Here is a 14,173-nt window from a genome sequence, read left to right on the forward strand (position 1 = left end):
GACCCGGTATCGGTCGGCAATCGGAGGGGCTCACGGCATGGCGGCGCTATTCGGAAAGCGGTTGCGCAGGTCGGCGATGACGACCGCTGTGGCGGCTGCCGCCGTGGCGGCGCTCTCCGCGTCACAGGCTCCCGGCTTCACCAACACGCAGAACGGCGGGCAGTCCACCGCCGACGCGACGCCCCCGCCCGGTGACACGGCGACGGGTAACTCCCCGTACTACACCGAACTGCCGCACCTCAACAGCCCCACCGCGCCGCCCAGTACGGGCCCTGGTGCCCCCGGCGGCACGGGTGCGAGCGAGGCCGGCATTCCCGCCACCGTCCTCGACGCGTACAAGAAGGCCGAGGCGGAGCTCGCCGCGACCAAGCCGGGCTGCAACCTCCCCTGGCAGCTCCTCGCCGCGATCGGCAAGGTCGAGTCGGGCCAGGCCCGTGGCGGCAACGTCGACGCGAACGGCACCACGCTCAAGGCGATCCTCGGCCCGCCCCTCGACGGCAACGGCTTCGCGAGGATCACCGACACGGACAACGGCGCCTACGACAACGACACGACGCACGACCGGGCCGTCGGCCCCATGCAGTTCATCCCGTCGACCTGGGAGTGGTCCGGCCGCGACGGCAACGGCGACGGCAAGAAGGACCCCAACAACATCTACGACGCCGCCCTCGCCGCCGGGCACTACCTGTGCCGCGGCGACCGCGATCTCTCCCAGAGCGGCGGCCTGAACGCGGCGATCCTCAGCTACAACCACTCGCAGGAATACCTCAACACGGTCCTGTCGTGGCTGGAGTTCTACCGCAAGGGCACCCACGAGGTCCCGGACGGCACCGGAGTCCAGCCCGGCGACCGCAGTGATGGCGGACCCAGCCCCTCGCCCTCGCCGAGCAGCCCCGGCACGACCAGCCCGTCCCCCGGCACCTCCAAGCCGCCCAAGCCGTCCAAGCCCGGCGGCAGTCCGAGCACCGACCCGTCGAAGCCGGGCGGCGGAGGCTCCACGAGCCCCACACCGCCCACGCCCGTCGAGACGGTCGCGCACATCGAGGACGCCGGTACGGGCAAACTCGCCGCGACCGCCGGTGACGCCTTCGCCGAACGCGTCGCCGTCCGCACGGAGAACGCCGCGGGCAAGGGCGTCGGCACGATCAAGGTGAAGCTCACCGTCGTCGGCGACACGGATCTGGCCTTCAGCGGCGGCTTCAAGACCGTCACCGTCGTCACCGACAGCACCGGCAAGGCCACCGCGCCGCCGCTGAGGGCGGGCGAGGACACCGGCGAGTTCACCGTCCGCGCCACCGTCGTCGACCGCAAGCTGCCCGGCCTCGACTACACGGCGACCGTCTCGGCGCGCCAGGCGGACACCCTCACCAGGACCGACGACAAGGAACTGACCTGTGAGGCCGGCGGCCAGTTCGCCGACCCGGTCCAGGTCAGGGCCACGTACAAGGACGCCGCCGCCGACGGGGTCGCCACCACGGCCACGCTGATCAAGTCCAAGGACGACGCGACCGAGAACGACAAGGGCCCCTACTTCAAGGACGCGGACGGCAAGGCGATCCGCACCCTCAAGGGCCTCAAGACCGACGGCGACGGCCGCCTCCAGCTGCCGAGGATCTACGCGGACGACGCCACCGGCACGTTCCTGCTCCGCATCGACACCACCGGCGGCGCGACCCTCACCATCGAACTGAAGGTCACCGCGGCCGCCGCCACGGCCAGTCCCTCGGCCTCCCCGTCGGCGGCGTAACTCCCCTACGGCACACGCCGTATCCAGCAGCACCCGCGCCGCCCCCTCGCCGTTCTCCGGCCGAGGGGGCGGCGCTGTTGTGCAACGTGTTCTCATCTCGGCCGCGCGTTGCTACGGTGCCCCAGCCCTGACGACCTATCAGATCTCAGATCCGGTGATCCGCCGGGAGGCTGCATGCGTGCCCTGATCGCCGCCGCGACCGGTCTTGCCGTGGCGCTCGCCCTCGTCATCACGATCTCGGCGATCGGCTCCCCGCCCGGCGAGACCTCGCCCAAACCGCTGCTGACCACCGTCCCCAAGCACCCCTGACCCGCCGAGGAGGCCGCCGCGATGCGCCGCAAGGCCAGCCTGATCCTGCTCGCCCTCGCCGTGTTCTGCACGGCGATGTCCCCGCTGATGCGCTGGTACGCGTTCCCGCGCCTCGCGAAGATCCCGGCCGGCCAGTACCAGAACGCCGTCCTGGAGGCGAAGAACCCGACCCTCCTCGACTACGGCTCGATGCAGGCGAAGAAGGTCCCCAAGGTCACGATCGTCCAGACGCTCAAGGGCAACGTGGAGGCCTCCGAAGAGGTCGAGAAGAGCGCGGGCCGCGACGTCGTCGTCTGGGACTCCCTCTCCTACGTCGTCGGACCCGACGGCAAGATGGTCTCCCAGGTCCCCGAGCGTTACGTCTTCGACGCCCACAGCCAGGCACCCGTCCACCCCACGGGCAAGTACGCCGAGACCGTCGACGGCGACAAGGTCAGGCGCGACGGCATCGAGTTCAAGTGGCCCTTCCTCACGGAGAAGCGGGACTACGAGTACTACGACGCCCAGGCCCGCATCACCCGGCCCATCCACTACAAGGGGACCCAGACGTTCCGCGGCGTGAAGGTCTACTACTTCGAACAGACCATCCCCTGGACGAAGGTTCCCCTCCCCAAGACGATGCCGGTCAAGGGCATCACACCGGAGTCCGTCGCCAAGACCGGCACCACCCGCTGGTACAGCACGGTCCGCAAGTTCTGGGTCGAGCCGGTCACCGGCGCCCCCGTCTACGGCGAGGAGATCCAGAACAACGAACTCCGCGGCGGCACGCTCCTGGGAGGCCGCGACAAGGTGACGGTCTTCGCCGGGCACGTGAAGATGCGCGAGGACTACATCAAGTCGACGGTCGACCTCGTCAAGTCCAACCGCGTCCTGGTCGTCCTGCTCACCTCGTACCTGCCGTGGGGCTTCCTCGTCCTCGGCCTGCTCCTGCTCGCGCTCTCCCTGTGGCTGGAGGCCCGCAGCCGCCGCCCGGGCGAGCCCGAGGCCGCCCCGGAGCACGAGCCGGAACCCGTCAGCGCCTGAGCCGCGCGCTCGTGTGCCGCGTCGCGACCGCGCCCGCCGGATCCTCCGGCCACGGATGCTTCGGGTACCGGCCGCGCAGTTCGGCGCGCACCGCCCGGTACCCCTCGCGCCAGAAGGAGGCGAGATCCGCGGTCACGGCCGCGGGCCGCCCCGCCGGGGACAGCAGATGCACCAGGACCGGCACACCGGCCACGCGCGGCGACTCGTGCAGCCCGAACATCTCCTGCACCTTCACGGCCAGTACGGGCTGTTCGGGGTTCGCGTAGTCGATCCGGATCCTGGACCCGCTCGGCACCTCAAGACGCTCCGGCGCCAGCTCGTCGAGGCGGGCCGCGTCACCGCTCGCCCAGGGGAGCAGCCGCCGCAGCGCCTGGCCCGCGTCGATCCGGCCCAGATCGGACCGGCGCCGCGCCTTGCCGAGCTCCGGCTCCAGCCACTCGTCCACGCGCGCGTGCAGCGCGTCGTCCGACACGTCGGGCCAGGGCGTGCCCAGCGTCCGGTGCAGGAACACGAGCCGCTCCCGCAGCTCCCCGGCCTCCCGGGACCACCGCAGCAGAGAGAACCCCTCCCGCCGCAGCCCTTCCTTCAACGCCTCCCGCACGAGAGCGGGGGCGGCCTCCTTCAGCGGGCGCACGGCGAGTTCCACCGCGCCGAGCCGCTCGACATGCCGCGCCACCAACTCCCCGTCGGCCCACGCCACTTCGTCCCCCTCGGTACGCAGCGGCGCCGCGGCACGCAGCGCGACCTCCTCGTCGACGACCGCGGCGAGCCGCACGCGCGCGTGCCCGGCGCCGACGGGCCGGTCGGCGACCGCGACGGCGATCCACGGCGCGCCCCGCAGCCGTGACCCCTCCGCGAGCGCGGCCCGGGTACCGGACACCATCAGATACGCGCCGTCGCGCCCACGCCCCACGCGCTCGGGGAAGGCGAGCGCGGAGACGATGCCGGCGACCCGGTCCTCGGACAGGTCCCCGGTCCCGGCCTCGTGCACCGGGGTCTGCCCGGCGGTTCGCTCCGGTCCGGCCCCTGCCGCCCCCGTAAGCCGCCGTACCTCCGTCTTCCAGCGCGCGGCGTACGCGTCGGCGCCCCGGCGCGCGGTGCGCCACGCGGCGGCCAGATCGTCGCCGTAGTCGCGGGGCGGTTCCTCGCTCAGGAGGGCGACCACCTCGGCCGCGCGGCGAGCGCCCACCAGCGGGGTCGCGTCGAGGAGGGCGCGGGCCAGGCGCGGATGCAGGCCGAGGCGCGCGAGGCGCGCGCCTCGCTCCGTGGCCCGGCCCGAGTCCGCCCCGACCGCCCCGATCGCCGTCAGGACGGACCGGGCCGCCGCCATCGCCCCGGCCGGCGGAGCGTCCAGGAGCGCGAGCCCCGAGGCGTCCGGATCGCCCCAGCACGCCGCCTGCAACGCGAACGCCGTCAGGTCCGCCACCTTGATCTCCGGCGCGGGGAACCGAGGCAGCCGCACGTCCTCCGCCTCCGTCCAGCACCGGTACACCACGCCGGGAGCCTCACGCCCGGCACGCCCCGCCCGCTGCCGCCCCGCCGCCTGCGAGGCCCGTACGGTCGTCAGGGCGCTCAGCCCGCGCGCGTGGTCCACCCGCGGCTCCCGCGCGAGCCCCGAGTCCACGACGACCCGGACACCCGGAACCGTCAGCGACGACTCGGCCACGGACGTCGCGAGCACCACCCGCCGCCGCGCACCAGGCGAGAGCACCGCGTCCTGCACCGCGGCCGGCGCCCGCCCGTGCACCTGAAGCACATCCACATCACCCGGCCCGCCCAATTGCCCGGCCACGCGCGCGATCTCACCGACCCCCGGCAGGAAACACAGCACATCCCCGCTCTGCTCCCGCAGTGCGCGCCGCACCACCGCCGCCACGTGCGTGAGCAACGCCGGATCCACCCGCATCCCGTGCGGCGGCCGCACCGGACGCGCGGGCGGCGCCCACACCGTCTCCACGGGATACGAGATTCCCTCGGCTTCGACGACGGGCGCCCCGCCGAGCAGCCGCGCCCAACCCTGCGCGTCCGTCGTCGCCGACGCCGCCACCAGCCGAAGCTCGGGCCGCAGTGCCTCGCGCACGTCGCACAGGAACGCCGCGACCGTGTCCGCGTCCAGATGCCGCTCGTGGACCTCGTCGAGCATGACGACATCCACGCCGGCCAGCTCCTGGTCGCGCTGGAGCCGTTGCAGGAGCACACCCGTCGTGACGACCTCCACGCGCGCGTGGCGCCCCATCACCCGCTCACCGCGCACCGTGTAGCCGACGCTCTCGCCGGCCTTCTCGCCGAGCAGCCAAGCCATCCGCCGCGCCGCGGCCCGCGCCGCGATCCGCCGCGGCTCCGCGACGACGACACGCCGCGCGGGCCCGTCACCGACGAGCCCGGCGAGCACCAGCGGCACCAGGGTCGTCTTGCCGGTCCCCGGCGGCGCCACGAGAACGGCGCTGCCCGGCGCCGCGGGCCCGTCGAGGGCATCGCGCAGGCCGGGCAGCGCACTGCGTACAGGCAGGTCCAGAGCGTCGTCACGGATCACATGCTCAGTCTCTCCCCGGGGGCATCCCCGGCCGAAGGCTGGGGGACTTCGGCCGGGGGTGCCCCCCGTCTAGCCCCGCTCGCAGACGAAGATCGCCGTCCCCGGGATCAGATTTCCGCGCAGCGGGGACCAGCCGCCCCACTCTTGTGTGTTCCATGCCGGCCACTGCGGCTCGACGAGGTCCACGAGACGGAACCCGCCGGCCACGATGTCCCGCACCCGGTCACCGACCGTCCTGTGGTGCTCCACATATACGGCGCGCCCCTCGTCGTCCTGCTCCACATAAGGGGTGCGGTCGAAGTAGGAGGCCGCTACGGAGAGGCCCTCCGGACCCGGCTCGTCCGGGAACGCCCAGCGGATCGGATGCGTCACCGAGAACACGAACCGGCCGCCGGGCCGCAGCACCCGGTGCACATCCCGGAGCACCCGCACCGGATCGGCGACAAAGGGGAGCGCGCCGTACGCCGAGCAGGCCAGGTCGAACGAGCCGTCCGCGAACGGCAGCGCGCCCGCGTCCGCCTCCACCAGCGGCACCGCGCCGCCGTCGATGCGCAGCGCGTGCTGGAGCTGCCGGTGCGAGAGGTCGAGCGCGACGGGGTGCGCGCCCTGCGCGGCGAGCCAGCGCGAGCACTGCGCCGCGCCCGCGCCGATCTCCAGGACGACCTTGTCCTTCAGGTCCTCCGGCGGGCCGAGCAGCTCGGCCTCCACCTCGTCGAGACCCTCGGGCCCCCACACGAAGCGGTCGTCCCCGAGGAACGTGCCGTGCTCGACCTGATAGTCGTCCGCGTTCTTGTCCCACCAGCCACGATTGGCGCGGGAACTCTCCGTGACGTCGGCATCGCGCCGGGTGGCTTCGGGCTCGAACGGTTCGGGCTCTTGGATGATGGGCTCCCTAGTCGTACTCTTCCGTTCAACCCGTCGCGGCAGAGTGCCGAGCGGCCCATGTGGCCTCGTGCGACAGGTTTTGTGCCGGGTATGCGAATTTCGCCCCGGGTGTGCGCCTTCGCGCATTGACCCTGTCCGGCTGCCCCCGTATGCTACAAGTTGCGCTGCGAGCCTGCGCTCCTCAGACATAGCAGGCTGCGCTCGCATCTGTATGTATGTCCCCTCGGTAATCGAGGCGCCCCCTCCGGGAGTGGCGCTTCCTGAGCTGTCCGGCCTTCTGCAGTGCGATCACGGGCTCCCGGCGTAGCAGTACCTACGACTTCAATGTCCGTACCGGAGCCCTTACCCACATGACGAGCAGCACCGAGACCACCGCCACCACCCCGCAGGTAGCGGTCAACGACATCGGTAACGAGGAAGCCTTCCTCGCCGCGATCGACGAGACGATCAAGTACTTCAACGACGGCGACATCGTCGACGGCGTCATCGTGAAGGTCGACCGGGACGAGGTCCTGCTCGACATCGGTTACAAGACCGAAGGCGTGATCCCGAGCCGTGAGCTCTCGATCAAGCACGATGTCGACCCGAACGAGGTCGTCAAGGTCGGCGACGAGATCGAGGCCCTGGTTCTCCAGAAGGAGGACAAGGAAGGCCGTCTGATCCTGTCCAAGAAGCGCGCTCAGTACGAGCGTGCCTGGGGCACGATCGAGAAGATCAAGGAAGAAGACGGCATCGTCACCGGTACCGTCATCGAGGTCGTCAAGGGTGGTCTCATCCTCGACATCGGCCTCCGTGGCTTCCTGCCGGCTTCCCTCGTCGAGATGCGCCGTGTCCGCGACCTCCAGCCCTACGTGGGCAAGGAGCTCGAGGCCAAGATCATCGAGCTGGACAAGAACCGCAACAACGTGGTCCTGTCCCGCCGTGCCTGGCTCGAGCAGACCCAGTCCGAGGTCCGCCAGACGTTCCTCACGACCCTCCAGAAGGGTCAGGTCCGCTCCGGCGTCGTTTCCTCGATCGTCAACTTCGGTGCCTTCGTGGACCTGGGTGGCGTCGACGGTCTCGTGCACGTCTCCGAGCTGTCCTGGAAGCACATCGACCACCCGTCCGAGGTTGTCGAGGTCGGCCAGGAAGTCACCGTCGAGGTCCTCGACGTCGACATGGACCGCGAGCGTGTCTCCCTGTCGCTGAAGGCGACGCAGGAAGACCCGTGGCAGCAGTTCGCCCGTACGCACCAGATCGGCCAGGTCGTCCCCGGCAAGGTCACGAAGCTGGTTCCGTTCGGTGCGTTCGTCCGCGTGGACGAGGGCATCGAGGGTCTGGTCCACATCTCCGAGCTGGCCGAGCGCCACGTGGAGATCCCGGAGCAGGTCGTCCAGGTCAACGACGAGATCTTCGTCAAGGTCATCGACATCGACCTCGAGCGTCGCCGCATCAGCCTCTCGCTGAAGCAGGCCAACGAGGCCTTCGGTGCCGACCCGTCGACGGTCGAGTTCGACCCGACCCTGTACGGCATGGCCGCGTCGTACGACGACCAGGGCAACTACATCTACCCCGAGGGCTTCGACCCCGAGACCAACGACTGGCTCGAGGGCTTCGAGACCCAGCGCGAGGTCTGGGAGGGCCAGTACGCCGAGGCGCAGCAGCGCTTCGAGCAGCACCAGGCTCAGGTCATCAAGTCCCGCGAGGCCGACGCCCAGGCCGAGGCCGAGGGTGCTGCCGCTCCGGCCGGCGCCCCGGCTGCGTCCGGTGGCGGCGGCGGTTCGTACTCCTCGGAGTCGGACGACAACTCCGGCGCGCTTGCTTCGGACGAGGCGCTCGCCGCGCTCCGTGAGAAGCTGGCCGGTGGTCAGAGCTGACCTGAACCCTCCGGGTTCCGGTAAGTAGTTGAGCGGGCCCGCACCCCTTGGGTGTGGGCCCGCTTCTCTGTGTCCGCCGACGTTTCCTACGGAGTGACCGGTACGTTCGTCAGGCCCTTGCCGCCGGTGACCGTGTTGCTGCTGTAGACCGTCGTCACGCAGCTTCCGCCGGCGTTCGTCACGTTGATCGCCAGCTGCTTGTCGCCCGTCGCGCCGCGCAGGTCCGACGTGTTGGAGCGGAAGACCGTGCCGCAGCCCCAGCCGGACTGCTGGGTGTGTGTCTCGTAGCCGGTGTTCGTCGTGGCGCTGCCCTTGTTGTTCTCGACCAGGACGTCGTTGCCCTTCACGTCGACCCAGGAGTCGTCGAAGTTGGCCCCGGTCAGGCCGCTGCCGTCGAACGTGTTGCCCACGATCCGCGCGCCCGTCGTGCCCTCCTTGATGTCGACGTTCTCGCCGCCGACGTCCGGACCGATCGTGTTGCCGGTGATCTGGATGCGGTCACTCTTGTCCGAGGTTCCGCCGGCCGTGCCGACGTAGACGCCCTCGCCCATGCCGCGGCCGTCGTTGCCGGTGTCGTAGATCCGCGAGTTCTTGATCGTCCCGTCCGTGCTGGAGTTGCGGAAGTGGACGCCCTCCATGTCGAGCCCGTGGACGGTGACCGTGTCGACGACGACGCCCTGCGCCGAGTCGATCATGATGCCCTTCTGACCGCCGGTGACGGTGATGCCCTGGACCGTCCAGTACGAGGCGCCGTTCAGATGCAGGCCGTAGCCGCCGCCCGCCGTGAGGACCGCCTTCGCGGAGCCGGTCAGGGTGATGCGCGAGCCGGAGCTCCCGGCGATCGACGTCTTGAAGTTGCCCGTGTACGTGCCGTCGGCGAGATGGATCGTGTCGCCGGGGGCGGCCGCGGTGAGCGCCGACTTGAGCTGCGCCGCGGTGGAGACCTCGATGACCTGGGCGGCAGCTCCGGCGGCGGGCGTCGCGAGGGCCGTGGCGCCGCCTGCGACGAGCGCGGCGGTGGTCAGTGCGGGCAGGAGCGCGGAACGGATGCGCATGTGGGGGTGCCTTCCCGTCGGTTCGTGCAAAAGGTGTTCTTGTACGTGAACTCTGGGTGCACATATGAACGTAAGGGCGTGACGCGACTGCGTCAAGGTCTGGACCAGGGGTGTGTGCGCGGAGGGAAACGTGGCGGATACACGAGTAACTCCCGTGCCGTAACAGGCCGTTGCCAGGATCCCCGGATCACTCAAGATCGTGAGGGGAGCCGTCAGCATGGCAGTACAGCAGCGACCGGAGACGGGCACGAGCCGCCGGGCCTTCCTGCGTAACGTAGGGGTGACCGGCGGTGCGGGCGCGATGTTCGCCACCATGGGCGCCCTCGGTCTCGCCCCCACCGCACAGGCCGCTTCCCGCGAACAGGCCTACAGCGCACCGAAGTCGGGCGACTTCACGCTCACCGGACGCGGCGCCGCCAAGGTCGTCGTCGTGGGCGGCGGCATCGCCGGGCTCGCGACGGCGTACGAGCTCGGCAAGGCGGGCTACGACTGTACGGTCCTGGAGGCCAGGGACCGCACCGGCGGCCGCAACTTCACCGTGCGCGGCGGCGACAGCACCGTCGACCTGTACGGCAACCGGCAGACCGCGCGCTTCTCCCAGGGGCAGTACCTCAACGCCGGGCCCGCGCGCCTGCCGCAGTGGATGGTCACCCTCGACTACTGCCGCGAACTCGGCGTACCCGTCGAGGTGTTCACGAACACGAACGCCGACGCGTACCTCTACAACCAGTCCGCCGGCATGACCGCACCCGTGCGCTACCGCACCGCCAAGGCCGATGTGTACGGCTACGTAGCGGAGTTGCTGGCCAAGGCCACAAACAAGGGCGCCCTCGACAAGGACCTCACCGCGTCCGACCAGGACCGTCTCATGGAGTTCCTCAAGGACTTCGGGGACCTCGGCGACAAGCTCACCTACGGGGGCGGGGAGCGCCGCGGCTACACCACGGTCCCGGCAGCCACCGGGACTCCCGGCGTGCTGCTCGGCGACGTGCCGTCCGCGTCGGACGTGTTCGCCAGCGGCGTCGGGCGGTACTTCTCCTTCGAGTTCGGATTCGACCAGGCCATGCTGATGTTCCAGCCCGTGGGCGGCATGGACCAGATACCCAAGGCCCTGACGCGGGCGATCGGCGCGCACAAGGTGCGTACGGGCGCTGTCGTCAGCAGGATCACGCAGACGGCCGGTGGGGTCACCGTCACGTACACCCAGGGCGGCAGGACCCGGGCCATCGAGGCCGACTACTGCGTCGGCGCACTGCCGCCCAACATCCTCGCCAGGATCCCGCACAACCTCGGCTCCGGCGTGCAGTCCGCCCTGGAGGCCATCACCCCGCAGTCCGCGGGCAAGATCGGCCTTGAGTACCGGTCCCGCTGGTGGGAGCTCGACCACAAGATCTACGGCGGCATCACCGAGACCGACCTCGACGTCACGCACATCTGGCACCCGTCCTACGGCTTCCACGGGGAGCGCGGTGTACTCGTCGGCTACTACAACTACGACACGGACGCCGACGCGTACGCGAAGCTCACGCCGGGTGAGCGGGAGAAGCGGGCCGTGGCCGCCGGGGTGAAGATCTACGGCGAGAAGTACCGCACCGAACTTGCCACCTCCTTCTCGCACCACTGGCGCCAGACCCCGCACCTGGAAGCCGCCTGGCACGACACGCCCGGCGGCCCCGACGACCCCCGCTACAAGCCCCTCAACGAGCCCACGGGCCGCGTCTACTTCGCGGGGGACTGGCTCAGCTACACCGACGCCTGGCAGCACGGAGCGTTCACCTCCGCGCGCCGGGCCGTCACCAAGCTCCACGCGCGCGTGCTGTCCGCCTGAGGCGAACAGCACGTACGAGCCCGCTGTGAAGGGGCGCGGGAGGGAATGCCCGCGCCCCACCGCACGTTCTTCTGCAGGAGAGACACGGGGAGAGGCGAGGAGCGGTCACAGTGCTTGATCCGCAGGGTTTGTACGCATGGGAGCCGAAGGGCCTGGCCGTGGTGGACATGGCGCTCGCCCAGGAGTCGGCCGGACTGGTCATGCTCTACCACTTCGACGGATACATCGACGCGGGTGAGACCGGCGAACAGATCGTGGACCGGGTCCTCGACTCGCTGCCCCACCAGGTCGTGGCCCGGTTCGACCACGACCGGCTCGTCGACTACCGGGCCCGCCGCCCGCTGCTCACCTTCCGGCGCGACCGCTGGACGGACTACGACGTGCCCACCCTTGAGGTGCGGCTCGTCCAGGACGCCACGGGCGCGCCCTTCCTGCTGCTCTCCGGCCCCGAGCCCGACGTCGAGTGGGAGCGTTTCGCGGCCGCCGTGAAGGAGATCGTCGAGCGGCTCGGCGTGCGCCTCGCGGTCAACTTCCACGGAATCCCGATGGGCGTCCCGCACACACGGCCCGTCGGCCTCACACCGCACGGGAACCGGACCGAGCTCGTCCCCGGCCACCGCAGCCCCTTCGACGAGGCGCAGGTCCCAGGCAGCGCGGAGTCCCTCGTGGAGTACCGCCTCATGGAGGCCGGACACGACGTACTCGGTGTCGCCGCGCACGTGCCGCACTACATCGCGCGCTCGCCGTACCCCGACGCCGCGTTGACCGTCCTCGAAGCCATCACGGCGGCGACCGGCCTGGTGCTGCCCTCGGTGGCGCACGGGCTGCGCACGGAGGCGCACCGCACGCAGACGGAGATCGACCGGCAGATCCAGGAGGGCGACGAGGAACTCGTCTCGCTCGTCCAGGGACTTGAGCACCAGTACGACGCGGCCGCGGGCGCCGAGAGCCGCGGGAACATGCTGGCCGAACCGACCGACATCCCGTCCGCCGACGAGATCGGCCTCGAGTTCGAGAAGTTCCTGGCCGAACGCGAGGGCGACGCATAGGGGCTGTGGTCAGCCCCGGGGCCCTCGCCTAAGCTGCCCGCATGCTGAAGGTGGGTCTGACCGGCGGAATCGGCGCCGGCAAGAGCGAGGTGTCCCGGCTGCTCGTGGAGCACGGGGCCGTACTGATCGACGCGGACCGCATCGCGCGGGAGGTCGTGGAGCCCGGAACTCCCGGACTCGCCGCGGTCGTCGAGGCGTTCGGGAGCGAGGTGCTCGCCCCGGACGGCTCGCTGGACCGGCCGGCGCTCGGCACGATCGTCTTCGCCGACGCGGGCCGCCTCGCCGTCCTCAACTCGATCGTGCACCCGCTCGTCGGCGCCCGCTCCGCCGAACTCGAAGCCGCCGCCACCGGTGACTCCGTCGTCGTGCACGACGTACCGCTGCTCGCCGAGAACGGCCTGGCGCCGCTGTACGACCTCGTGGTCGTCGTCGACGCGAGCCCCGAGACCCAGCTCGACCGCCTCGTGCGCCTGCGCGGCATGAGCGAGGAGGACGCCCGCGCCCGCATGGCCGCCCAGGCCACCCGCGACAAGCGTCTGGAGATCGCCGACATCGTGATCGACAACGACGTACCGCTCGACGAGCTGCACCGGCGGGTCGACGCCGTCTGGGCGGACCTCGCGCAGCGGGCGGCCGCGGCCTAGAAGGGGGACGGGCGTGGTCGTACTGGCGGCGTTCACCTTCCTCGGCGGCCTGGTGGCGATCCTCGCCGGGGCGTACGGGCTGCGCCGGACCCGGCGGATCAGCGAGGCCGGACGCGTCACGCAGGCACTCGTGAAACCCCCGCAGGCGGGTTCCGAGCGGCCCCTGCTGCAGTTCGAGACGCACGACGGCCGCGTCATCGAGGTGCCGTCCCCCGCGCCGCCCACCCGGCGGCTGCCGCTGACGCCGGGCGGCCTGGTCCGTATCGCCTACGACGTCGACGACCCGCGCGAGACCGTGCTCATCGGCGGCGAGCGGCCTGCCCTCGACTGGGTGTTCGTGGCCGCGGGAGTGGCGCTGGCCGTGCTCGGCGCGGTACTCGCGGTGACCGGGCGCTGAGCCTTCGACTCGGTCGGACGTACGTACGTCAGGGTGTTACGGGGGAGGAATAGGGCCGACAGTCCACGCCGTTGACGTGGATGACGAAGGAGGGAGACAGCTGTGCCCCACTCCAACCCGGAGACGCACGTCATCGACTTCCGCGCCGCTGAGCAACTGCTCGCGGCGCGTGACCCGCGAGGCGCGGTGAAACTGCTCGACCCGGTCATCGCGGCCCACCCCGAGAACACGGCGGCGCGGCTGCTGCGGGCCCGCGCGTTCTTCGCCTCGGCCCAACTGCGCGCGGCCGAGCTGGAATTCACCATCGTCCTGGAGCGCGAGCCGGACAACGCGTTCGCGCACTTCGCGCTCGCCCGCACCTATCAGCGTGCCGCGCGGCCGGACCAGGCACGGCGCCATTTCCGGCTGGCGGCCGCACTGGATCCGCAGCCGGACTACGTGGCCGCGGCCGCTTTCGACGACGCTCCGTAAGGCGAGGCCCCTAGGGAGTTCCAGGGCGGTCTAGGGCTTGTCGTCCGGGGGATTGTAGGGCGGTACGGGCGGTACGTCCGGGGGATCGTAGGGCGGTACGTCGGGGCCCGGCTGGTAGTGCGGGCCCTGCCGGATGTGGCGGGTGATCACGAACAGGTCGACGGTCACGATCAGCCACAGCACACCGCACGCGAACGCCCACCACGGGCGGTCCGTGAGGATGAACGCGACCGTGCCGAAGATCGTCCAGACCAGACCCCAGATGCTGAGCCACAGCCGGGCGCGCAGGGCACTGCGCGCGGTCACGGGTTCACTGCCCGTACGCATCGTCACCACCTCCGCCCGTGAAGAGGTACCCCCTCCAGGGTGCCTCTTC

Annotated in this window: 13 protein-coding genes; 9 read left to right on the plus strand and 4 right to left on the minus strand. The window is 70.9% G+C overall.

Translation table 11 applies throughout. The features are described 5' to 3' along the window. Positions 1 to 37: 37 nt before the first annotated feature. The 3 genes from OG574_RS33675 (at position 38) to OG574_RS33685 (ending at position 3,079) form a co-directional block, all read left to right on the plus strand. Positions 38 to 1,747, plus strand: coding sequence for a lytic transglycosylase domain-containing protein (locus OG574_RS33675; protein ID WP_326776273.1), 1,710 nt, complete (start codon positions 38 to 40; stop codon positions 1,745 to 1,747). A gap of 174 nt (positions 1,748 to 1,921) precedes the next feature. Next, a complete protein-coding gene (locus OG574_RS33680; RefSeq protein WP_107489191.1) occupies positions 1,922 to 2,056 on the plus strand; it encodes an SPW_0924 family protein in 135 nt (44 codons plus the stop codon). Positions 2,057 to 2,077: 21 nt separating this feature from the next. Next, positions 2,078 to 3,079, plus strand: a complete 1,002-nt coding sequence (locus OG574_RS33685) for a DUF3068 domain-containing protein (protein ID WP_100592326.1) — start codon at positions 2,078 to 2,080, stop codon at positions 3,077 to 3,079. Here OG574_RS33685 and hrpB read toward each other — a convergent pair. Together hrpB and OG574_RS33695 are read right to left on the minus strand one after the other, a co-directional pair. Beyond that, a complete protein-coding gene (gene hrpB / locus OG574_RS33690) occupies positions 3,069 to 5,612 on the minus strand; it encodes an ATP-dependent helicase HrpB (RefSeq protein WP_326776274.1) in 2,544 nt (847 codons plus the stop codon). The two genes, OG574_RS33685 and hrpB, sit on opposite strands and share 11 nt — an antisense overlap. Positions 5,613 to 5,681: 69 nt before the next feature. Next, on the minus strand, positions 5,682 to 6,623 hold the full coding sequence (locus tag OG574_RS33695; RefSeq protein WP_234374173.1) for a class I SAM-dependent methyltransferase: 942 nt from the start codon (positions 6,621 to 6,623) through the stop codon (positions 5,682 to 5,684). A gap of 224 nt (positions 6,624 to 6,847) precedes the next feature. Here OG574_RS33695 and rpsA point away from each other — a divergent pair, with 224 nt between their 5' ends. Then, complete coding sequence (gene rpsA / locus OG574_RS33700; RefSeq protein ID WP_326776275.1) at positions 6,848 to 8,353, plus strand: 30S ribosomal protein S1; 1,506 nt, start codon at positions 6,848 to 6,850, stop codon at positions 8,351 to 8,353. A gap of 86 nt (positions 8,354 to 8,439) precedes the next feature. Here rpsA and OG574_RS33705 read toward each other — a convergent pair whose 3' ends face one another. Then, positions 8,440 to 9,408: a right-handed parallel beta-helix repeat-containing protein gene (locus tag OG574_RS33705; RefSeq protein WP_326776276.1), complete on the minus strand. Its 969-nt coding sequence runs from the start codon at positions 9,406 to 9,408 to the stop codon at positions 8,440 to 8,442. Positions 9,409 to 9,625: 217 nt separating this feature from the next. Here OG574_RS33705 and OG574_RS33710 point away from each other — a divergent pair, with 217 nt between their 5' ends. From OG574_RS33710 to OG574_RS33730, 5 genes are all read left to right on the plus strand, one after another. After that, positions 9,626 to 11,236, plus strand: coding sequence for a flavin monoamine oxidase family protein (locus OG574_RS33710; protein WP_398374434.1), 1,611 nt, complete (start codon positions 9,626 to 9,628; stop codon positions 11,234 to 11,236). Positions 11,237 to 11,346: 110 nt separating this feature from the next. Further along, on the plus strand, positions 11,347 to 12,285 hold the full coding sequence (locus OG574_RS33715) for a PAC2 family protein (RefSeq protein WP_326776277.1): 939 nt from the start codon (positions 11,347 to 11,349) through the stop codon (positions 12,283 to 12,285). A gap of 41 nt (positions 12,286 to 12,326) precedes the next feature. Then, complete coding sequence (gene coaE, locus OG574_RS33720; protein WP_326776278.1) at positions 12,327 to 12,929, plus strand: dephospho-CoA kinase; 603 nt, start codon at positions 12,327 to 12,329, stop codon at positions 12,927 to 12,929. A 13-nt stretch (positions 12,930 to 12,942) separates the two neighbouring features. Further along, complete coding sequence (locus OG574_RS33725; RefSeq protein ID WP_326776279.1) at positions 12,943 to 13,326, plus strand: DUF3592 domain-containing protein; 384 nt, start codon at positions 12,943 to 12,945, stop codon at positions 13,324 to 13,326. Positions 13,327 to 13,428: 102 nt separating this feature from the next. Further along, positions 13,429 to 13,797: a tetratricopeptide repeat protein gene (locus OG574_RS33730; RefSeq protein WP_100592334.1), complete on the plus strand. Its 369-nt coding sequence runs from the start codon at positions 13,429 to 13,431 to the stop codon at positions 13,795 to 13,797. 30 nt (positions 13,798 to 13,827) lie between these two features. Here the strand turns inward: OG574_RS33730 and OG574_RS33735 are convergent, their stop codons facing one another. Beyond that, positions 13,828 to 14,124, minus strand: a complete 297-nt coding sequence (locus tag OG574_RS33735; RefSeq protein ID WP_326776280.1) for a DUF6343 family protein — start codon at positions 14,122 to 14,124, stop codon at positions 13,828 to 13,830. Between the last annotated feature and the right edge of the window lie 49 nt (positions 14,125 to 14,173).

This window comes from Streptomyces sp. NBC_01445 (assembly GCF_035918235.1).
GTDB lineage: Bacteria > Actinomycetota > Actinomycetes > Streptomycetales > Streptomycetaceae > Streptomyces.

Coding starts and splice junctions, on each gene's coding strand:
- OG574_RS33675 (WP_326776273.1), top strand. CDS start 38: ATGGCGGCGCTATTCGGAAAGCGGTTGCGCAGGTCGGCGATGACGACC.
- OG574_RS33735 (WP_326776280.1), bottom strand. CDS start 14,124: ATGCGTACGGGCAGTGAACCCGTGACCGCGCGCAGTGCCCTGCGCGCC.
- OG574_RS33680 (WP_107489191.1), top strand. CDS start 1,922: ATGCGTGCCCTGATCGCCGCCGCGACCGGTCTTGCCGTGGCGCTCGCC.
- OG574_RS33710 (WP_398374434.1), top strand. CDS start 9,626: ATGGCAGTACAGCAGCGACCGGAGACGGGCACGAGCCGCCGGGCCTTC.
- OG574_RS33695 (WP_234374173.1), bottom strand. CDS start 6,623: ATGCGCGAAGGCGCACACCCGGGGCGAAATTCGCATACCCGGCACAAA.
- rpsA (WP_326776275.1), top strand. CDS start 6,848: ATGACGAGCAGCACCGAGACCACCGCCACCACCCCGCAGGTAGCGGTC.
- OG574_RS33685 (WP_100592326.1), top strand. CDS start 2,078: ATGCGCCGCAAGGCCAGCCTGATCCTGCTCGCCCTCGCCGTGTTCTGC.
- OG574_RS33705 (WP_326776276.1), bottom strand. CDS start 9,408: ATGCGCATCCGTTCCGCGCTCCTGCCCGCACTGACCACCGCCGCGCTC.
- coaE (WP_326776278.1), top strand. CDS start 12,327: ATGCTGAAGGTGGGTCTGACCGGCGGAATCGGCGCCGGCAAGAGCGAG.